Below are 20,786 nucleotides of genomic sequence, written 5' to 3'. Positions count from 1 at the left end.
GAGGGCTTAGCGATGACAGTTTACCATTTTGTTGGCATCAAAGGCACGGGAATGAGCGCGCTTGCACAAGTGCTTCATGATCTCGGCTATACAGTGCAAGGGTCGGATGTAGAAAAGTGGTTTTTTACGCAAAAGGTGCTCGAGGAACGGGGCATCCCGGTTTTGCCTTTTTCCAAAGACAATATCCGCCCAGGTTATACGGTCATTGCCGGCAACGCCTTTTCCGATACGCATGAGGAAATCGAAGCGGCCCGTCAACTCGGCGTCCCTGTCATTCGATACCACCGCTTTTTGGGCGAGCTGGCGGGGAAATTCACAAGCATCGCGGTGACCGGCTCACATGGAAAGACGACGACGACGGGCTTGCTCGCTCACGTGATGCAAGGGGCGCACCCTACGTCATATTTAATTGGGGACGGAACGGGAAGAGGGGAGCCGGGGAGCAAATACTTTGTGTTTGAGGCGTGCGAGTACCGCCGGCATTTTTTGTCCTATTTTCCCGATTATGCAATCATGACGAACATTGACTTCGACCACCCCGACTATTTTGCCAATATTGACGACGTCTTTTCCGCCTTCCAACAAATGGCGGAACAAGTGAACAAGGCGATTGTCGCCTGCGGGGATGATCCATATTTGCCGAATCTCCAGGCGAAAGTGCCGATTTTGTTTTACGGGCTTAGCGACGAAAACGATTTTCAGGCGCGCAATATTGTCAAGACGACCGAAGGGACGGCGTTTGACGTGTTCGTGCGCAACACGTTTTTTGCCTCTTTTTCCATCCCGCGCTTTGGCACCCATAACGTGCTGAATGCGCTCGCGGTCATCGCCATTTGCCACTATGAAGGCATTGACGCCGGCACGATCGCCGCCCGGCTGCAGACGTTCCAAGGGGTGAAGCGCCGCTTCAGCGAAAAAACGGTCGGGCGCCAGGTGTTGATTGACGATTATGCGCATCATCCGCGCGAAATTACCGCCACATTGGAGGCGGCAAGGCAAAAATATCCGGGACGCGAGGTCGTCGCCATTTTCCAGCCGCACACGTATACGCGAACGCAGACATTTTTGCGCGAGTTTGCCGAAAGTTTAAAGCAGGCCGACCACGTCTATTTATGCGATATTTTCGGCTCGGCGCGCGAACGCGAGGGCAAGCTGTCCATCCGCGATTTGCAGGCGCAAATTCCGCGCTCGCAGCTGCTTGAAGAAGACAACGTCGCAGTGTTGAAGCAGCATCCGGATGCAGTGTTGGTGTTTATGGGCGCCGGCGATATTCAAAAATTTCAACGGGCGTACGAACAGGCCGTTCTGTCCGCGTAGCGGCCGGCCGGGAAGCGGGCTGTGACCAAAACAGCCCGTTTTTCGTTGGGCGGCAGGAATCGAATGAGACGGCGGCGAACGTTTAAAGGCGGAGGCAAACGGGTACAAACGGGATGAGGCGGTCCGGACGGAAAGGAGGAAAACGAAGTGGAGTGGCTTTTGTACGCGAGCGCTGCGGTGGCGGCGGCGGCGTTTTTGTTGCTTGTCGTGTACATCGCGAGGACGCTCGTCGTCCTGCAGGAAACGCTGCGCCGGCTGACGGCGGCGGTGGGCCATACGGAGGAGCAAGTGCAAGCGGTGGCCCGCGAAGTCACCGAGCTTTTGCATACGGCGAACGACATCGCCGGCGATGTGCAAAAGAAGGTGGAAAAGCTGAACAGCGCCGTCGAAGCCGTCAGTGAAGTCGGCGGCGCCGTCCGCTCGTTCAACCGCGCCCTTCAGCAGACAGCCGCGGCGCTGTCGGCTCGAGCGGGCGGCGGGCGGAAAAAATGGCGCAAAACGTTGCGATGGGCAAATGTTTTGCTCGATCTAAGGGAAAAATGGAGGGAAAGGGAACGATTGCGTGAACAGGAGGGAATGCAAAATGGCGAAAAATAACGGCGGATTTTTGCTTGGGGCGCTTGTCGGCGGCATCGCCGGCGCGGCGGCGGCCATGTTTTTAACAAGTGAGAAAGGACGGCAATGGCTCGCGGAATGGAGCAGCAGCGAAACGTGGGAGCCGGTGAAAACGACGGCGGCGGAATGGTTGGAAACAGCGAAAGAGAAAACGAAGGAAATCGCCGAGTTCATCCCGCTGAAAACAGCTGAGGCTCCGTCCGAAGGCGAAGAGGCAAAGACCGGTGCTGAAAAAGCGACGATCCCGATTCCGCCATCCGCTGGGCCGGCCGACCGCGAGACGCTGCAAAAGCTGCTTGAGGAAGCAGAAGCGGCGCTCGATGACACCGAGCAAACGATGGGACACCGAAGCGGAATGGAGTGAGCAGAACGTGGGAATGGAGAAACTGGAAACCGTCGAACAGTTTGAACGCGTCAAGAAGGAAACGAACCGCTTTTTGTTCGTCAAACATAGCCTAACATGCCCGATCAGCCGAGCGGCGTTCGGCGAATGTGAAAAGTTCGCCGCCGATCACCCGGAGCTCGCGGTATATTGCCTGTACGTTCAAGAAGCGCGCCCGCTCTCGAACTACATCGCCGAGACGACCGGCGTTAAGCACGAATCGCCGCAGGCGCTTTTGTTTGAAAACGGCAAAGTCGTCTGGCACGCGTCCCATTGGGCTATTACGTACGATGCGCTGAGAACGAACATAGCCACCGCCTAGCCGCCTGTCCGCGCGACAGGCGGTTTGTTCTCCTTTTAAACTTTACCACTTAAAAGCGTTTAATCAAAAAAGCATTTTTTTCGTGACAACCGCTAAGTCATCGATTATAATAAAGACTAATTACAAAACTTCGATCTTCAAAACGGGGAAGCGCCCCGAACGCTGGCGGCCGGCGGCCGCTATGGGGCGGAAACGATGCATGAAAATGGGCGAAAGGATGAGAGAAGCATGAGCAACGAACGGTTGGAGGAGCTGCGGGCAAGGGTCGATGAGATTAACCTGCAATTGTTGAAGCTGATCAACGAACGGGGGCGGCTCGTTCAAGAAATCGGCAAGATCAAAGAAGCGCAAGGAACGCACCGCTACGACCCGGTGCGCGAGCGGAAAATGCTCGACCTCATTTCCGAGCATAACGACGGTCCGTTCGAAACGTCGACGCTGCAGCACATTTTCAAGGAAATTTTCAAAGCGGCGCTCGAATTGCAAGAAGATGACCATCGGAAAGCGCTGCTTGTCTCGCGGAAAAAGCATCCAGAAAACACGATCGTCGAGGTGAAAGGAGAGCGGATCGGCGACGGCAAGCAATATTTTGTCATGGGCCCGTGTGCGGTGGAAAGCTACGAGCAAGTGGCTGCGGTCGCCGAAGCGGTGAAAAAACAAGGCATCAAGATGTTGCGCGGCGGTGCGTACAAACCGCGCACGTCGCCGTACGATTTCCAAGGGCTCGGCGTGGAAGGACTGAAAATTTTGAAACGGATCGCCGATGAGTTTGATTTGGCGGTCATCAGCGAAATCGTCACGCCGGCGGACATTGAAATCGCCTTGGACTATATTGACGTCATCCAAATCGGCGCGCGCAACATGCAAAACTTTGAGCTGCTTAAGGCAGCCGGCCAAGTGAATAAGCCGATTTTGCTGAAGCGCGGCTTGGCGGCGACGATCGAAGAATTCATCAACGCCGCTGAGTACATCATGTCGCAAGGAAACGGGCAGATCATTTTGTGCGAGCGCGGCATCCGTACGTACGAGCGGGCGACGCGCAACACGCTCGACATTTCGGCTGTGCCGATTTTGAAGAAAGAAACGCACTTGCCGGTGTTCGTCGATGTCACCCACTCAACGGGGCGGCGCGATCTGCTCATCCCGTGCGCCAAAGCGGCCTTGGCGATCGGCGCCGACGGCGTCATGGCCGAAGTGCATCCGGACCCGGCCGTCGCCTTGTCCGATTCCGCCCAGCAAATGGACATCGCCCAATTCAACGAGTTTATGGAAGAAGTGCGCGCCTTCCAGCGCCAGTTCGTCCAAGCGTAAAGGGCAAAGGGCGGCGTGTCGGCGGAAGAAGACGTCCCATCGTGTTGGGGCGTCTTTTGTTTTTGGGGCAGTGCGAAGCGGACTGCGGCCGAGGCGGGAAATGGAGGCCGGTTGGGTTGGCGGCATGATAGGGCAACCGAATCGCGCTGTCCGGCGTGTTTTCGTTTGCACTGGGGGCAGTTGGCGTCCAGCGCCAAAACATGGGGAAACAGCGGCTTCCTTTTCATGCAAGGGCGTGGTTTCGGGCAAACTACCGGTGAACGGTTTGTGAACAAACCGGCAAAATGGTTGCGATTTCGTTGCGAGTTGGCGATAATGTATCGTATGATAGTTGTACATACATTCGGAATTTGACCGGTTGAGTGAAAAGGAGTGAAAGGAATGACCGTAACGATTTATGATGTGGCGCGGGAGGCGAACGTCTCGATGGCGACTGTTTCGCGTGTCGTGAACGGCAACCCGAACGTCAAGCCGTCGACACGAAAAAAAGTGTTGGAAGCGATCGAGCGGCTCGGCTACCGCCCGAACGCCGTGGCGCGGGGGCTCGCCAGCAAAAAAACGACGACGGTCGGGGTGATCATCCCGGATATTTCGAACATTTTCTTCGCCGAACTGGCGCGCGGCATCGAAGACATTGCAACGATGTACAAATACAACATTATTTTAAGCAACTCCGACCAAAACAAAGAAAAAGAGCTGCATTTGCTCAACACGTTGCTCGCCAAGCAAGTGGACGGCCTGTTGTTTATGGGCGGGACCATCACCGAAGAGCACGTCGCCGAATTTCAAAAATCATCGGTGCCGATCGTGCTGGCGGCGACGGTCGGGCCGGAGGAGATTCCATCGGTCAACATCGATTATGAGCAGGCGGCGTTTGAAGCGGTGACGTATTTGCTGGAAAAAGGAAACCGCCGTGTGGCGTATGTGACCGGTCCGACCGACGATCCGATCAACCAGCGGAAGTTGGCTGGCTACCGGCGCGCGTTGGAAGAGCGCGGGGTGCCATATGACGAAGAGCTGGTCGTTGAGGGCGACAATTCATACGACTCCGGCTTGGAAGCGTATGAGAAAATCGCGGAGCTTGCCGAACGACCGACGGCGGTGTTTGCCGGCACGGACGAAATGGCGCTCGGCATCATCCACAGCGCCCAAGACCATCACGTGCGCGTGCCGGAAGAGGTGGAAGTCGTCGGTTTTGACAACACAAGGCTTGCGACGATGGTGCGGCCGCGGCTGACGACCGTCGTGCAGCCGATGTACGACATCGGAGCGGTAGCGATGCGGTTGCTGACGAAGTACATGAACAAGGAGAAAGTTGACAACCATATCGTCGTCTTGCCGCACCGGCTTGAAGTGCGGGAATCGACGAAATAAGGAGCGAGGCTGATCCGAAAACGCGGAGCGTTTTCGGATCAGTCTTTTTCGCGTTTCCTCCGAACGCGGCCGCCGAGGCGCTCTCGTTTGCGTTTCCCATGCGCCGCCAACAGGCGCGAACCGGCTCGATGGCGCCCATAAAAAGCAGCCCCCTTCGCCTATTGTTTCTGAATTTGGAGGGCGGTTCGGCCGGCCGGTCACCGTGCCGGCCGCTGGCTGCGGATGAAATACAACGCTTTTTCCACCGTCTGGGCATTTTTTTCGCTGATCTCTGCTTTGCGCGGAATCGGGGGATACAAGTCATCCGGGTCGTCCCACTCAAGCGGAAGCGCGACGGGTGAAAGCGGTTGCCAACGTTCGCGCCACTCATCTGGCAGCGGGCCGGACACATCGGCTTGTCCCGTCATCTCGAGCCAAAGGAGCGCCCATGCCCGCGGCACGACGCGCCAGATGTCATAGCCGCCGCCGCCGACGGCGATCCAGCGTCCGCCGCAATATTCATGCGCGATTTCGTGCGCGAGTTTCGGAATGGCGCGGTACGTTTTCATCGTCACCGACAAATGGGTGAGCGGATCGTAATAGTGGGCGTCGACGCCGTTTTGCGTCACGATGACGTCCGGGCGGAAAAAGTCGGCGATTTCCCGAAGCGCGGTCGTATAGGCGGCGATCCATGATTCGTCTTCCGTGAACGCATCAACGGGAATGTTGAACGAATAGCCGTAGCCCGCGCCTAAGCCGCGCTCGTTGACATTTCCGGTCCCTGGGAACAAATAGCGCCCCGTTTCATGAATGGAAAACGTGCAAACGTTCGGATCGTCGTAAAACGCCCATTGCACCCCGTCGCCGTGGTGGGCGTCCGTGTCGACGTACAACACGCGCAGTCCGTATTTCTCCCTGATGTATTGAATGGCGACCGCGCTGTCGTTGTAGACGCAAAAGCCGGATGCTTTGCCGCGGAAGCCGTGGTGCAGACCGCCGCCAAGGTTGAGCGCATGCTCAGCCGCTCCGGAAAGAACCGCGTCGACGGCGGTGAGGGTGCTGCCGACCAAAAGAGCGCTCGCTTCGTGCATGTTTGGGAAAATCGGCGTATCCTCGGTGCCAAGGCCGTAGTTTTGCGCCGCCGCTTCCGACAGCTCGCCGCGCCCGGCCGCTTTCACCGCCTCGATGTAGGAGCGGTCGTGAATGAGCGCCAGCTCGTCATCGGTCGCCATGCGCGGGGCGACGATCTGGCGGTCTTCGAGCGCGCCGAGCGTGCAAAGCAAGTCGTATGTCATTTTGACCCGCAGCTGGTTGAACGGATGGTCGTCATGAAATTTGTACTGAAGAAATTGCTCGCTATAGACGAATGTGCAGTTTCGGCTCATGACGTAACCCCCGGCAAGTTCGGCCATAGTACGTGATAGCCGGCGTTTTGCAAATCGCGGATCAATGGAAGTGGATTCATCGTCTGCACGCGGAAAACTAAAATTTTCTCATTCGGATCCGGAGCTGGATACACCAAGACGCTGGCGATGTTCACATGGCGCTCGCTGATGATGGCCGCCGCTTTGCTTAACATGCCGGCCTCGTTCGGCACTTTGATCTCGATTTGCGACCCCGGCTGGTGAACGCCGGTCAATTCAATGAACGTGCGGAGCAAATCCGTTTGCGTGATGATGCCGACGAGTTTCCCGTGATTGACGATCGGCAGGCAGCCGATTCGGTGTTCGTAAAAGAGCGCCGCCACCTCCTCGACGAAATCGAGCGGATGGCCGACGATGAGGTCGGTTTTCATAATCGTGCTGACCGGTTTTTGCAAGTCTTCAAGATGTTCATGAAGATGGAAAATGGACGGGCTCGCGTCGCGCAAATCTTGGCTCGTCACAAGCCCCAGAAGACGTCCTTCCCCGTCGACGACCGGCAGATGGCGGATGCGGTGATGTCTGAGCAGCTGCAGCGCTTCGGCGATCGTATTGGTGGCGCGAAGCGTGATAACCGGTGCTTTCATCACTTGTTCGACAAGCATCGTTCTCCTCTCCCCTTTGTGCGAGGCATTTAGTACATGTAACGGTTCATAAACCGAAGCCGGTCAAACCGTTGAATCGATTCGGCGTCGACCCGTTTGCCAATGCGGACCATGAGGCAGTTCGCCGGATGGGAGCAAATTTCCGGGTCGTCGGTCGCATACCAGACGAGCCCGCCGGCGTTCATCATTTTCTCCATCACTTTTCGGTACTCCCATACGTTCAGCCCCGTGCCTTTTAAATCCCAATGCCAGTAATATTCAGTTGTAATGATGATGTAGTCTTCCATGGCGTCGTCCATCATCGAGACGATCAATAAATTTTTTCCGACGCCAAACCCGCGGAACTCCGGAATGACTTCAATGGCGCCAAGCTCGAGCAAATTTTCCATGTTCCCTTCCGACCAACGCTCAAGCGGATCGGGATACAAAAACGTCACATATCCGACAATCACCTCGCCGCGGCGGGCGATGATGATCCGCCCTTCCGGCAGCTTGGCGATTTCGATCAACGCTTTGTGCTGTTTGGCAGGCGGGCGGAAGGAAGTGAGGTCATGGTGGAATTCGTAGCTGGCCAACGCTTCCGGCGTCACCGGCCCTTCGATGAGGAGCGTTCCTTTCGGGGTTTTCAGCTCTTTGGCGTTATACGTTTTTTTATGTTCCATTCGTCCACCACCTGAATTGGTCGTTCTGCTTCCATTATACATAAAAATGGCGCCGGCTGGCGCGGTTCAAAAAAATTTCAAAAAAGCGGGGACAATGAATATTTTAAAAATTGAGAAATTGTTTTCAATCGACTATAATAGAAATGTAATCACTTACATAAGGGGGATTGGAGAATGAACACAGAACGGCTTCCCGTCATACAAGGGGACTACAACTTGAAAAACTACGAGGAAACGTACAAGCAATTTCAATGGTCGGAAACAGAGAAAGCGTTTTCTTGGTATGAGACGGGACGGGTCAACATGGCGTACGAGGCGATCGACCGCCATGCTGAGTCGTTCCGTAAAAATAAAGTGGCGCTTTACTACCGGGATGCGGTGCGGAATGAGAAATATACGTTTAAAGAAATGAAAGAAATGTCGAACAAAGTGGCGAATGTTTTGAAAAATGTGGCCGAGATTGGAAAAGGAGACCGCGTGTTCGTCTTTATGCCGCGCTCGCCGGAGCTGTATTTCGCTGTGCTCGGGATCATCAAAACCGGCGCCATCGTCGGACCGCTGTTTGAGGCGTTCATGGAAGGCGCGGTGCGCGACCGCCTCGAAGACAGCGGGGCGAAGGCGATCGTGACGACGCCGGAGCTTTTGCCGCGCGTGCCGGTGGGCGACTTGCCGGAGTTGAAGTACGTCTTTTTGGTTGGCGACGGCGTTGTCGAAGAAGGGCCGTACATCGATTTGAAAAAGCGGATGAACGAGGCAAGCAAGCACTTCGACATCGAATGGGTCGACCGCCAGGACGGCTTGATTTTGCATTACACATCCGGTTCGACCGGAAAGCCGAAAGGCGTCCTGCACGTCCATAACGCGATGATTCAGCATTATCAAACCGCGAAGTGGGTGCTCGACTTAAAAGAAGACGACATTTACTGGTGCACGGCCGATCCGGGGTGGGTGACCGGAACGTCGTACGGCATCTTCGGCCCGTGGCTGTGCGGGGCGTCAAGCGTCATCGTTGGCGGCCGCTTCAGCCCGGACGCCTGGTATGAAACGATCCAAGACTTCGGCGTCACCGTCTGGTACAGCGCGCCGACGGCGTTCCGCATGCTGATGGGCGCCGGCGATGAAGTCGTGAAAAAATATGATTTAAGCTCGCTCCGCCACATTTTGAGCGTCGGCGAGCCGCTCAACCCGGAAGTCATCCGCTGGGGGATGAAAGTGTTCGGTCGCCGCATCCATGATACGTGGTGGATGACGGAAACAGGCGGGCATCTCATCTGCAACTACCCGTGCATGGAAATCAAGCCGGGATCGATGGGGAAACCGATTCCGGGTGTTGAGGCGGCGATCATCGACGACCAAGGAAACGTGCTGCCGCCGTACCGAATGGGCAACTTGGCCATCAAAAAAGGCTGGCCGTCGATGATGAAAACGATTTGGAACAACCCGCAAAAATATGAATCGTACTTTATCGGCGACTGGTACGTCTCGGGCGACTCGGCGTACATGGACGAAGACGGCTACTTCTGGTTCCAAGGCCGTGTTGACGATGTCATCAACACATCCGGCGAGCGCGTTGGGCCGTTTGAAGTCGAAAGCAAGCTCGTCGAGCATCCGGCCGTGGCCGAAGCCGGCGTCATCGGCAAGCCGGACCCGGTGCGCGGGGAAATCATCAAAGCGTTCATCGCGCTTCGCGAAGGCTATGAGCCGTCTGAAGAGCTGAAAGAAGACATTCGCCAGTTCGTGAAAAAAGGGCTCGCCGCCCACGCCGCGCCGCGTGAGATCGAGTTCCGCGACAAACTGCCGAAAACGCGGAGCGGGAAAATCATGCGCCGCGTCTTAAAAGCGTGGGAGCTCAACTTGCCGACCGGCGATTTGTCGACGATGGAAGACTGAACAATAAGGGGCCCGGCACGGTCAGGGCCCCTTTCTTCTATGTCCCTCAATCCGTTTCGTACAGAAATGCGCTTTTGGCGCGGAGACCGGAACAACGTTCGCTTCCGCAAGGGGCTGGCCCGAAACGGCAGCGCCCCTTCAACCGGGCGGAATATCATGTGCCCGCTATATACAGCAAGGCAAAAGGGTGTCCCGAACGTTTTGGGACACCTTCTTTATCTTTACCTCGAGGCCGGCGGCTGCGTGTTGCCATTGGCCGCATTGTTTCCGTCAGCCGGCGGTTCGTGGGACGCGGCCGACGGCAGGGAGACGGAGGCTGACGGCGCCGATTCGCGGCCGGCAATGTCCACGGCGGTGACGCAATATGCTGCTCCTGGTTTGAGGACGGAAAAAGCCGTTGCCTCTCCCCTTTTGATGACAGCGACGACGCGGCGCCCTCCTGTATGGTCAAGCTCATAGACGCGATAGCCGATCACATCGCGTTCACTGCGGCCGCTCCAGACGAGTTGGCCCCTGTTTAGACGGACGGAAGGCGAGGCCGGATCGCGCCCGTTGTCTTCCAAGGGGGCGGCGGCAAAATCAGCGCCGGCCCAGTCCGCATCGCTTATCCCCCACTCGCTGAGCACGTCCGGATTGGCGATGACCCCGCGCGTGACAAATTCTTCCGGCGTCGTCTCGAGCGCCGCATAACGGCGTCCGTCGATGATGACAAACCGGCCTTCGGTTAAATCGTTCTCTTCCCCCTCTTTTGGGGTAAATTTCGTATTGTACAAATCATAGCGGACGAGCCCGGCTTGCCGGCACGTCTCTGACGGGCTGAGCCCGCTCGCGGCGCAGTAGGCGCGGCGGACGATGCCGCCCGGCATGGAAAACCGCTTTGGCGGGGCGATGAGTTTTGGCTTGGCGCCATAGGCGGCGTTCATGAATTGCGCCCATAACAGCTGGGTGCGCTGGCTGTAGGAAAGCCCTTTGTAGCGCGACTCCAGCGGCGCTGGATGGTCGTAGCCGACCCAAACACCGAACGTGACGCTTGGATTGACGGCGATAAACCACGAATCGCGCTTGTCTTGGGATGTTCCGGTTTTTCCGGCCCAGTCGGCGGAGAAGGTCAAGTAGCGCCGCACTGAAGAGGCGGTCCCGCCATTAAGCACATCACGCATCATGTCAATCATCAAGTACGACGTCTGCGGGGAAAAGACGGGAACGGGCTTCGTTTGATGCTGGTAGATGATGTTTCCGTCCTTGTCGGTAATTTTCTCGATCATATACGCATCGACGAACGATCCGTAGTTGGCAAACGTCGCATAGGCGTTGACGTTTTCTTCGACGGTGACGCCGATGTGCGTCCCGCCGATCGCCAAGGCCGGGTTGGCCTCTTCTTGCTTTGAGACGCTTGTGATCCCCATTTTGCGCAAATAGTCGACCGGCTGTTTCGATTGGATCCGCCTGTACGTCCGCACGGCCGGGATGTTGTACGACCACCGCAAAGCATCACGCGCCGTCACGAGGCCATGCGTCTTTCCATCGGCGTTTTTCGGCGTGTACGAACCGATCGAGAGCGGAAGATCGGGAATGATCGTCGCCGGCTGGATGACGCCCATCTCCATCGCCGGCGCGTACACTAAGAGCGGCTTCATTGTGGAGCCGTTCGAGCGGTGCGCCTGGGTGGCATGGTTGAGCTGCTCGCGCCCGTAATCGCGGCCGCCGACAAAGCTGATAATTTTGCCTGTTTTGTTTTCAATCAGCATTGCCCCGACTTCCACCGGCTGACGATGGGCGACTGTTTTTCCGGTTTTGCCGTCCTTGGTGTAATAGACGTTGTCGTTTCCGTAATACGGGTAGCGGGCGGCCACCTTCTGCATCCGTTCGTAAATGTCTTTGTCGATCGTTGTATAAATGCGCAATCCCCCTTGCCGCAGCGCTTTTTCCGCCTCGCCGAGATAGCGGCGGCGGAGGGCGGGATCGCGCCCCCACTCTTTCGCCGAATGGCCGTCGCGCTTGGCGAACGTTTCCGCAATCACCTCTTTCGCCCGCCGCTCAATTTCCATCGTCAAAAACGGATAGCGTTCAAACGGCGACGGCTTCGGCGGGGCGAAATGTTTCGTCACATCGTAGGCGAGCGCTTCTTGGTATTGCTTGTCGGAAATATAGCCGGCCTGCTTCATCCGGCGCAGCACCGTTTTCATTCGTCTGAGCCCGGCTGAGACATCTTGCTTGACGCTCCCGTCAGCGGCAAACGGCGTGTACACGAATGGGTTTTGCGGCAAGCCGGCCAAAAACGCCGCCTGCGCCAAATTCAGCTCTTTGGCGTCGACGCCGAACACCCCTTGGGCGGCGGCCTGAATGCCGGCGATGTTGCGCCCGGATGAGTTGCGGCCGAACGGGACGACGTTTAAGTAGGCTTCCAAAATCTCTTCTTTTGAAAAAAAGCGCTCAAGGCGCAGCGCCAATACCATTTCCTTCGCTTTGCGCTCAAACGACACTTCGCTCGTCAGCATCTGGTTTTTGACAAGCTGCTGCGTCAGCGTGCTGCCGCCGCTTTTGACCGGCGTGTTTGCCACCTCTTGAAAGATGGCGCGGATGACCGCTTTGGGCACGACGCCATCATGCTCGTAAAAATGTTCGTCCTCGGTGGCGATCACCGCTTGCACGACGTACGGGGAAACGTCGGAAAGGGGCACCGCCTCGCGGTCGAGATCGGAGCGGAACCGGCCTAAATAGACGCCGTTGGCAAAATACATATGGCTCGTTTCTTCGTAACTGTAAATCTCGCTTTTCATTTTGTCCGGCGAAGGGACAGCCAAGTCTTTAACCAGAAAGGCGAAATAGCCGGCGCCGGCGCCGGCGGCAAAGCAAACGAGGCAGAGCGCGGCGATGAGCAGCACTAAGGTGGCGTTCCAGACGATGTCGTATGTAAGGCAAAAATAACGCCATGCTTTCTCGACAGAAATACGGAATGGTTTTCGTTCCATGCCGGCCCCCCTATAGTGGCAAATCTTCGCCATCAGTATACCATACCGTCGGGCGCCGTTGTGGAATTTTGTTGTTTTTTCACCGTTTTTGGCGAAAAAATGCGAGGTTGACAGTGAACAAGGAATATGGTAAAAGAAAGTATATAAAGTATATAATTTTGGATACGACAACGCGATGACGGGAACAAGTAGCGGTTGCCTCCCTGGCGCAGAGAGCTGGCGGACGGTGCGAGCCAGCCCACAGGCAAGCGTGAATTACCTCCCCGAGCAGCGGTGGGGAACGGCTCTGTTTCGCCTAGTAGCCATCCGCCGGCTGACGCCGTTACCGAAATGAGCGGGAAAGCAGAGCGCTTTCCAAGTAGGGTGGTACCGCGATGAACACTCGCCCCTTCAAACCGGGCGGGTGTTTTCTTTTGGCCTGACATTTCATAGCGAGGTGAGGAACATGGACTTGCTTGCAGAACTGCAATGGCGCGGACTTGTCAATCAAACGACGGATGAGGATGGGCTTCGAAAGCTCCTGAATGAGGAGAAGGTGACGCTTTATTGCGGGTTTGACCCGACAGCAGACAGCTTGCACATCGGCCATTTGGTCACGATCATGACCTTGCGTCGCTTCCAACAGGCGGGGCATCAACCGATCGCCTTAGTCGGCGGCGCCACCGGGTTGATTGGCGATCCGAGTGGCAGAAAAAGCGAGCGCACGCTCAACGCCAAAGAGACGGTCGAAGCATGGAGCGCCCGAATCAAAGCGCAACTCGAGCGGTTTCTTGATTTTGAGGCTGAGAGCAATCCAGCGAAAATCAAAAACAACTACGACTGGATCGGGCCGCTCGATGTCATTTCGTTTTTGCGCGACGTCGGCAAGCATTTCAGCGTCAACTACATGCTGGCGAAAGAATCGGTGCAGTCGCGCATCGAAACAGGCATTTCGTTTACGGAGTTCACGTATATGATGCTGCAGGCGTACGATTTCCTCAACTTGTACGAAACGGAAGGTTGCCGACTACAAATCGGTGGCAGCGACCAATGGGGCAACATCACGGCGGGGCTTGAGCTCATCCGCAGAACGAAAGGTGAGGCGAAAGCATTCGGTTTGACGGTTCCGCTCGTGACGAAAGCCGATGGGACGAAGTTTGGAAAAACGGAAAGCGGCGCGGTTTGGCTCGATCCGGAAAAAACGTCGCCGTATGAGTTTTACCAGTTCTGGATCAACACCGATGACCGCGATGTGATCCGTTACTTAAAATATTTCACGTTCTTGACAAAAGAAGAGATCGACGCGCTTGAACAAGAGATGCGCGAAGCGCCGGAGAAGCGGGTGGCGCAAAAAACGCTTGCTTCCGAAGTGACGAAGCTCGTGCATGGCGAAGAGGCGCTCAATCAAGCGATTCGTATTTCAGAAGCACTCTTTAGCGGCGACATTGCCGAGCTGACGGCTGCGGAAATCGAGCAAGGGTTTAAAAACGTGCCGTCGTTTGTCCATGAAGGAGGCGACGTCCCGCTCGTCGAGCTGCTCGTAGCTGCCGGCATCTCGCCATCGAAGCGGCAGGCGCGCGAAGATATTCAAAACGGCGCCATTTATGTGAACGGGGAGCGCATCCAAGACGCGGGCGCCGTCCTGACCGCCGAGCACCGCCTCGAAGGGCGGTTTACCGTCATCCGCCGCGGCAAGAAAAAATATCATTTGATCCGCTACGCCTAAAAAGAAAAAGATCCGAAATGCCTTGGCATTTCGGATCTTTTTTGCGCCTTAACGCGAGTAGAACTCGACGATGAGCGCTTCGTTGATTTCCGCCGGCAGCTCGGAACGTTCCGGCAGGCGTGTATACGTGCCTTCCAGTTTTTCCGGATCAAACGACAAGTAATCCGGAACGAAGTTGTTCGCTTCCACCGCTTCTTTGATCACTTGCAAGTTGCGCGATTTTTCGCGGACCGCGATCGTTTGCCCCGGTTTAACGCGGTACGACGGGATGTTGACGCGGTTGCCGTCGACCAAAATGTGGCCGTGCGTCACAAGCTGGCGGGCTTGACGGCGCGTGCGGGCCAGCCCTAAACGGTAGACGAGGTTGTCAAGGCGCGATTCTAGCAAAATCATGAAATTTTCGCCGTGTTTGCCCGGCATTTTGCCCGCTTCTTCAAACGTTTTGCGGAATTGGCGTTCGTTCACGCCGTACATATGGCGCAGCTTTTGCTTTTCTTGCAGCTGCAAGCCATACTCCGACAATTTTCTCCGTTGGCCCGGACCGTGTTGGCCAGGCGGATACGGACGTTTTTGCAATTCTTTCCCCGTGCCGCTCAACGAGATGCCAAGGCGGCGGGAAACTTTCCATGTAGGTCCCGTATAACGAGCCATTCGTTGCTCCTCCTTATGCTTTTATTCCCGTAAAATAAAAGCAGATGTGCGCCAACAATTATGGCCATTTTGTTTTCATGCATCCTCGCTCTCGCAGCTAAGAGTTACGCGATGCACCTCGACAGGCCGAGGAACAAAATGAACCATCAAGGTGGGCACAAAGGCTGCTATATTTTACACAAAGGCTATTATATGATTTTTAGAGGATAAAGTCAACATTTTGTTTCCCTTCTTCTCTATTTGTATGATATAATAAAAGATGCAATTTTTAGAAAAAAATTGTCATCCCATTCTCTCATTTGGAATGATGATGCCGGTTTGGGTGGAAAAGGCGATGAACAAGGAAGAAATGAAGCGGTATGAATCATTTAAACAAAAATTTTTCCACTGGTTTTTAGCGTTTCAGGACGATAGGCCGTTTTCGGCGGCGGCGGGCGAGTTGCTCGCGCTGCTAAAAGAAGAGCTGGCGCTCGAGCAAGCCGTTTTTTATTTGTACGACCCGGTGCGGGCTGCCTTTTATCCGGAAGCGGCCGCGGTTGGGACGCCGGACGCTGGGCCGATCGCGGCTGATGGAGAGCGGAAAGTCGCTGTTGTCGATGCCGGTGGGCCGCATATGGCGGCCCGGCTCTTTTTCATGCTTTCCGATGAGACGCCGGCGATGGTCGAGCTGATGTATCGAAAAGATGGCGGTTTTGACGAGCGGTTGTTGTGGGAGATCCGGACGGATTTGGCGCGATTGTTTCGGAAACTTAGCGCGGTGCTGCAAGGAGAGGGCGAAGAGAAACGGTATGGACAGCTGCATCACTTTGCCGCAAAAATTCATTCCTCGATGCATATCGATGTTGTGCTTGAAGAAATTATCCGCACGCTGCAAAACGTCTATCCATCATTCACCTACCACCTTCTGTTGTCGCATGACAACCATCTGCGCGGAAATTTGCCGATTAAAACGCTTGTATTGGATGAAAGGGAAAAACAGACGGCGGCGTTGCGGGCGTTTTTGACTGGACAAGTGCAATGCGAGGAGATGGAGGCGCCGCCGCGCTCGGTGCTGTACGCCCCGATTAAAGGGGTGCAGGCGGTGTATGGGGTGATTGAAATTATCGCCCCATACGCTGCGCCATTTCCAAAACGAGAGATTCATTTTATTTCGCTGCTGGCGAGCACGGCTGGAAGCGCGCTTGAGAACGCCAAGCTGTACGAGCAGTCGCGCCGGCTTGTCAGCGATTTGCAGCTCATTAACGACACGATGCGCGAACTGAACGCGCGGCCGCGGCTGCAGGAAGGAATTGAATATATGGTGGCGCAAATCCGCCGGTCGTTTGGCGCAGAGGAAGTCGGGTTTTTTCTGTTCGCCGACGGGCGCCGCGAGCTTTTGCCGGGAAGCACGCCATTTTTTGCCGACGCAGCGGCCGGCCGGTATGTTGAATGGGTCGAAGAGCGGCGGCGGAGCGGAAACGACATTATCTTTGCCGGCGATGTCCACCCGTCTGTATCCGGGCCGTTTCGCTCGGTCATGGCGGCCCTGATGCAGCAAAACAACGAAGCGAAGGGCGTCTGCATCGTGCTCGCCCGCGAGCCATACCGATTTACGTTTGACATGTTCAAACTGCTCGAGTCGCTCATTCAGCACTCGACTCTCGCGTTTACGAACGCCATTTTGCGCGAAGAGCTTGAAAAGCTCGTCGTCACCGATTATTTGACAAAGCTGCATACGCGCCGCTATTTGGACGAGACGATTCAAACCTCGATGAAATGCGATGAGCGTGGGGCATTTATTTTGATCGACATCGACAATTTTAAGCAAATCAACGACCTTTACGGCCACCAAACGGGCGACGATGTGCTCATCCAGGTGGCCGAGCTGGTGCGCGCCTATATTCGCGACGACGACGTGGCGGCGCGCTGGGGCGGGGAAGAACTGGCCGTGTATTTGCCGAACGTGGCGCTCGCTGACGCGGTTTTGGTCGCCCGACGTATCGTCGAAAAGGTCAGAAGGCATACAGTGCCGCCGGTCACGGTCTCCTGCGGCATTTCATCGTGGAGCCCGCATGGCTCTAAAGACGCAGAACAGCTGTTCAAGCAGGCGGATGCCGCGCTTTATATGGCGAAGGAAACAGGAAAAAACTGCATTTTCGTCCATGGCCATTCCCAGCCGCACAAAGTATAAAAAAAGGAATCCGACCAAGCGGATTCCTTCTTTGCGCGGCAGGGCTGCTTTATGATGAAGCGAGCACGCCAGCGAATTGCTCCAAATAGCGGCGGTCCACGTCGTCAAAGCGGTTTTTCACCGGGCTGTCAATATCAAGCACGCCGATGACGCGGCCGTCTTTGATGAGCGGAACGACGATTTCCGACTGGGAGGCGGCGTCGCAGGCGATATGGCCTGGAAATTCGTGCACATCCGGGACGACGACCGTCCGCCGTTCGGCGGCTGCCGTGCCGCACACCCCCTTGCCAAACGGAATGCGGACGCACGCCGGCAAGCCTTGGAACGGGCCGAGCACAAGCTCGTCGCCATCGGCGAGATAAAAGCCGACCCAGTTGATGTCGGTGAGAAACTGATTGAGCAAAGCAGCGGCGTTCGCCAAGTTGGCGATCATGTTCGGCTCTCCGGCGATGAGCGCCTTCAGCTGCTCGATGACGAGCGCGTAGTTTTCTTCGCGTGTGCCGCTGTAAGCGATCGGGTGAAACATCGGAACATGCCTCCTTGAATTTGTTTTCGCTCATTTTAAGATGACGTCCGACGGCTGCCAACGGAAAGCGCCTCGCCGTCCATGACGCCCCGTCCTTGATGCAAGTCGGCGGCGCGGTGGGCGTCTGAACCGTACACGATCGGAATGCCGCGCCGATGCGCCTCAGCGATCAGGTGGTTGGGCGGGTACGGCTCACGGCAGAGCGGTTTGGCAGCGCCGGCGCCGTTGTAGTCGATTTCATAGCCGAACTGCTCGATGTCGTCAAGAATGGCCAACATGCGCTCCGTCATCGGCTCCCGGCACGGAAAGCGGCGCCAAAACTTGCGCACAAGCGTCATATGGCCGATGCGCCGCGGCTTATAGCGGCCAAGGTCGGCGCGGATGGACTGGCGCACCGTGTCGTAATAGGCGGCGTGCACGCGCTCGACCGAGCCGAATAGGCGGACGATGCCGGCAAACATGTCGGCGCTGTAATCGAGGCATACATATTGGCCGTTGTGCGCCAAAAAATGAACCGATAAAATGCTGTCGTCAAGGAGCGGGCCGACTTCATCGAGCAGTTTGGCGGTCTCATCCTCAAAGCCGGGGATAAAGTCGACCTCAAGCCCGACGCGGATCGTAATGTCATGGCGGTAGCGCGCTTTGACATCAGCGATGGCCGCCAAATACCGCTCCAATGCACCGCGCGCCATGGCGCTGTCCTGCTCCGGCGTCGGGTCAAGAAACCGTTCCGGCAGCGGCGCATGTTCGGTGAAGGAAATATCGGTATAGCCGAGGGCGATGGCCCGTTCGACATACTGCTCGAGCGGATCGCGGCTCCCGTGCGGGCAAAACGGTGTGTGAATGTGGCCGTCGCGCAAAGCGGGTTCCCCCTTTCCTTCCATCATTGTATCACAGCAAACCAATTGAAGATTCTTGTAAAAAAAATAAAAATTTTGGTCAAAAAATGTCGATAACATGGTATCATAAAAACATTGAAAAATATATATGTTTGCCTTCTCCGCCATTTTCATTCACTTCGAAGTAGCTTGAGTGCAAGGGGGCATTAGCGGATGGGAATCGTGTGGGTTATTCTGCTCCTTGCGGCAGGAGCAATTGGATATAATCATTTGCGCCGAAAGCGGATGTACCGGGAAATCGACGGGCTTGAAGAGTGGAAAATCCGGTTGATGAATGAACCGGTGCCGGATGAGCTTGCCAAGGTGAAACAGCTGAACATGACCGGGGAGACGGAGCAGTTGTTTGAGCGCTGGCGCCAACAGTGGGATGACATCGTGGCCGTCAAGCTGCCGAACGTCGAGGAGCAGCTGTTTGACGCCGAAACGCTGTTGGACAAATACCGGTATCGAAAGGCGCACCGGCTGCTCGGGCAAACGGCGGACGCACTCCGGCGCGTGGAGGAAGAAATTCAGCAAATCATTTGCGAAGTCAACGAGCTGATCGGCAGCGAGGAACAAAGCCGGGTCGAAATCGAAGAGCTGCGCACCGCGCACCGGGAAGCAAAAAAAACGCTGCTCGCCTATCGGTATACGTTCGGGGCGGCCGCCGATCTGCTGGACGTCCGGTTGGCTGAGGCGGAAAAGCAATTTCAGTTGTTTGCCGAGTTGACAGAAGCCGGCAACTATTTGGCAGCGCGCGACGTCGTGCTGGCGCTCAAGCAGGAGCTGAACCGCCTCGCCGCGATGATGGAGGACATCCCGGCGCTGCTTGGCGAGTGCCAAACATCGCTTCCCGCCCAGCTTGCCGAGCTCGCCGACGGCTATCGGGAAATGGAGCAAAGCGGGTACATTCTCGACCACTTGGACATCGAGCGCGCGCTTGCGGAAAAGCAGGAAAAAATTCAGCGCTGTTTGGCGATGATCGGCGAACTGCGCATTGAAGAGGCGAAGCAGATGCTCGCCGGGCTGAAAGAAGAAATCGAGGCGCTGTATGATTCGCTTGAGCAGGAAGTGCTGGCCCATCAGTACGTGCAAACGGAAATGCCGCGCATTGGCGGCATGCTTGAGGAGCTCGCCGCCGCGGCGAAGGAGACGGGGGCGGAAGCGCTGTTCGTCCAGCAAAGCTATCATCTGCCGCCGGGGGACGTGGAAAAATACCGAAGCATTGAAAAGCAGCTGCACCAGCTGCAAAAGCGGTTTTGGCTCATCCACGACCGCGCCGCCGAGGCGAAAACGGCGTATTCGCTGCTGCGAGAGGAGCTCGAGCAGCTTACATCCCAAATCGACATGATGAAAGAGGAGCATGAACAGTTTCGCCGCATGCTGCAGACGCTGCGCAAAGATGAACTGATCGCCCGCGAAAAGCTTGATGACATGCGGAAAATGTTGTCCGAAGCGGTTCGCCTCGTGCAAAAAAGCCGGCTGCCAGGGCTGCCGGAGTCTTATTCACATGAGCTTGCAGAGGCCAAAACGAGCTTGCAGGCCGTCGCCGCCCGCCTTGAAGAAAAGCCGCTTCACATGCCGGCGGTCGACGGGGCTCTCGAAGAAGCGAAGGCGGCCGTCGAGCGGCTGCATGAGCGGACGGTCGAAATGATCGAGCAGGCCGCCTTGGCCGAGCGGACGATTCAGTACGGCAACCGCTATCGCCGCCGTTATCCGGAGGTGCATAAAGGGCTTGAAGAGGCCGAATTTTTGTTCCGTCATTACGATTACGAGGAAGCGCTCCGGCAGGCGGTGGCGACGGTGGAGAAAGTCGAGCCGGGCGCGTTCGACCGCGTGCGGCAGCTGTGGCAGGCGGACAACGATCAACAATCGTGAGCAAAAACCCGATAAATATCGGTTTCGGCCGATATTTATCGGGTTTTTGGCGGATACTGTAAATGCGTGTGTGTTTTCGTTGCTGTTTTCAGTCTGCTTTTATATGATATGGTTATGTGTACATTTGC

Annotated in this window: 17 protein-coding genes and 1 other annotated feature; of the genes, 10 read left to right on the top strand and 7 right to left on the bottom strand. The window is 56.2% G+C overall.

The window, feature by feature from the left end:
- Positions 1-12: 12 nt before the first annotated feature.
- The 6 genes from murC to ccpA all read left to right on the top strand — a co-directional run bounded on the left by murC (position 13) and on the right by ccpA (position 5,321).
- Complete coding sequence (murC, locus tag ACR1UW_RS15010) at positions 13-1,317, top strand: UDP-N-acetylmuramate--L-alanine ligase (RefSeq protein ID WP_237420715.1); 1,305 nt, start codon at positions 13-15, stop codon at positions 1,315-1,317.
- A gap of 147 nt (positions 1,318-1,464) precedes the next feature.
- Positions 1,465-1,914 (top strand): DUF948 domain-containing protein, encoded by a 450-nt coding sequence (locus ACR1UW_RS15005; protein ID WP_094239100.1) that lies wholly within the window; start codon positions 1,465-1,467, stop codon positions 1,912-1,914.
- Positions 1,901-2,296, top strand: coding sequence for a hypothetical protein (locus tag ACR1UW_RS15000; RefSeq protein ID WP_095859800.1), 396 nt, complete (start codon positions 1,901-1,903; stop codon positions 2,294-2,296). Before ACR1UW_RS15005 ends, ACR1UW_RS15000 begins: the two co-directional genes overlap by 14 nt.
- Before the next feature lie 7 nt (positions 2,297-2,303).
- Entirely contained in the window at positions 2,304-2,636 is a 333-nt protein-coding gene (gene ytxJ, locus ACR1UW_RS14995) for a bacillithiol system redox-active protein YtxJ (RefSeq protein ID WP_044743344.1), read from the top strand.
- Between the two features lie 228 nt (positions 2,637-2,864).
- The gene (locus tag ACR1UW_RS14990) at positions 2,865-3,947 is read left to right on the top strand and encodes a bifunctional 3-deoxy-7-phosphoheptulonate synthase/chorismate mutase (protein WP_033014585.1); all 1,083 of its coding nucleotides are present in this window, start codon (positions 2,865-2,867) and stop codon (positions 3,945-3,947) included.
- Between the two features lie 381 nt (positions 3,948-4,328).
- Entirely contained in the window at positions 4,329-5,321 is a 993-nt protein-coding gene (gene ccpA, locus ACR1UW_RS14985) for a catabolite control protein A (protein ID WP_237420714.1), read from the top strand.
- A 197-nt stretch (positions 5,322-5,518) separates the two neighbouring features.
- Here the strand turns inward: ccpA and ACR1UW_RS14980 are convergent, their stop codons facing one another.
- The 3 genes from ACR1UW_RS14980 to ACR1UW_RS14970 are packed head-to-tail and all read right to left on the bottom strand — an operon-like array spanning position 5,519 to position 7,988.
- A complete protein-coding gene (locus ACR1UW_RS14980) occupies positions 5,519-6,685 on the bottom strand; it encodes an acetoin utilization protein AcuC (RefSeq protein ID WP_063330123.1) in 1,167 nt (388 codons plus the stop codon).
- Positions 6,682-7,326 (bottom strand): acetoin utilization AcuB family protein, encoded by a 645-nt coding sequence (locus ACR1UW_RS14975; RefSeq protein ID WP_063330124.1) that lies wholly within the window; start codon positions 7,324-7,326, stop codon positions 6,682-6,684. Before ACR1UW_RS14975 ends, ACR1UW_RS14980 begins: the two co-directional genes overlap by 4 nt.
- A 29-nt stretch (positions 7,327-7,355) precedes the next feature.
- A complete protein-coding gene (locus ACR1UW_RS14970) occupies positions 7,356-7,988 on the bottom strand; it encodes a GNAT family N-acetyltransferase (protein ID WP_011232281.1) in 633 nt (210 codons plus the stop codon).
- Positions 7,989-8,162: 174 nt separating this feature from the next.
- On the opposite strand from ACR1UW_RS14970, the gene acsA reads away from it, so the two are divergent.
- A complete protein-coding gene (acsA, locus tag ACR1UW_RS14965; RefSeq protein WP_033009775.1) occupies positions 8,163-9,878 on the top strand; it encodes an acetate--CoA ligase in 1,716 nt (571 codons plus the stop codon).
- A 221-nt stretch (positions 9,879-10,099) separates the two neighbouring features.
- Here the strand turns inward: acsA and ACR1UW_RS14960 are convergent, their stop codons facing one another.
- Positions 10,100-12,850 (bottom strand): transglycosylase domain-containing protein, encoded by a 2,751-nt coding sequence (locus tag ACR1UW_RS14960; RefSeq protein WP_498933921.1) that lies wholly within the window; start codon positions 12,848-12,850, stop codon positions 10,100-10,102.
- Between the two features lie 166 nt (positions 12,851-13,016).
- Positions 13,017-13,243, top strand: a binding site (T-box leader).
- A gap of 52 nt (positions 13,244-13,295) precedes the next feature.
- Here ACR1UW_RS14960 and tyrS point away from each other — a divergent pair.
- Complete coding sequence (gene tyrS, locus ACR1UW_RS14955; RefSeq protein ID WP_498933919.1) at positions 13,296-14,555, top strand: tyrosine--tRNA ligase; 1,260 nt, start codon at positions 13,296-13,298, stop codon at positions 14,553-14,555.
- 48 nt (positions 14,556-14,603) lie between these two features.
- On the opposite strand, the gene rpsD is transcribed toward tyrS, so the two are convergent.
- Positions 14,604-15,206, bottom strand: coding sequence for a 30S ribosomal protein S4 (gene rpsD / locus ACR1UW_RS14950; RefSeq protein ID WP_033009184.1), 603 nt, complete (start codon positions 15,204-15,206; stop codon positions 14,604-14,606).
- Positions 15,207-15,516: 310 nt separating this feature from the next.
- Here rpsD and ACR1UW_RS14945 point away from each other — a divergent pair, with 310 nt between their 5' ends.
- Entirely contained in the window at positions 15,517-17,376 is a 1,860-nt protein-coding gene (locus ACR1UW_RS14945; RefSeq protein ID WP_498935328.1) for a diguanylate cyclase domain-containing protein, read from the top strand.
- Between the two features lie 49 nt (positions 17,377-17,425).
- Here ACR1UW_RS14945 and ACR1UW_RS14940 read toward each other — a convergent pair whose 3' ends face one another.
- Together ACR1UW_RS14940 and hisJ are read right to left on the bottom strand one after the other, a co-directional pair.
- A complete protein-coding gene (locus ACR1UW_RS14940) occupies positions 17,426-17,902 on the bottom strand; it encodes a free L-methionine (R)-S-oxide reductase MsrC (RefSeq protein ID WP_033009183.1) in 477 nt (158 codons plus the stop codon).
- Between the two features lie 35 nt (positions 17,903-17,937).
- The gene (hisJ, locus tag ACR1UW_RS14935; protein ID WP_033009190.1) at positions 17,938-18,762 is read right to left on the bottom strand and encodes a histidinol-phosphatase HisJ; all 825 of its coding nucleotides are present in this window, start codon (positions 18,760-18,762) and stop codon (positions 17,938-17,940) included.
- A gap of 192 nt (positions 18,763-18,954) precedes the next feature.
- Between hisJ and ezrA the strand changes: the two genes are divergently transcribed.
- Positions 18,955-20,658 carry a septation ring formation regulator EzrA gene (ezrA, locus tag ACR1UW_RS14930; protein ID WP_237420708.1) on the top strand — a complete coding sequence of 568 codons (1,704 nt, stop codon included), beginning with the start codon at positions 18,955-18,957 and terminating at the stop codon, positions 20,656-20,658.
- Positions 20,659-20,786 lie beyond the last annotated feature (128 nt).

This window comes from Geobacillus lituanicus (assembly GCF_050994965.1).
In the GTDB taxonomy this organism is placed as follows: Bacteria; Bacillota; Bacilli; order Bacillales; family Anoxybacillaceae; genus Geobacillus; species Geobacillus stearothermophilus.
This window is presented reverse-complemented; position numbering and strand designations above follow the sequence as displayed.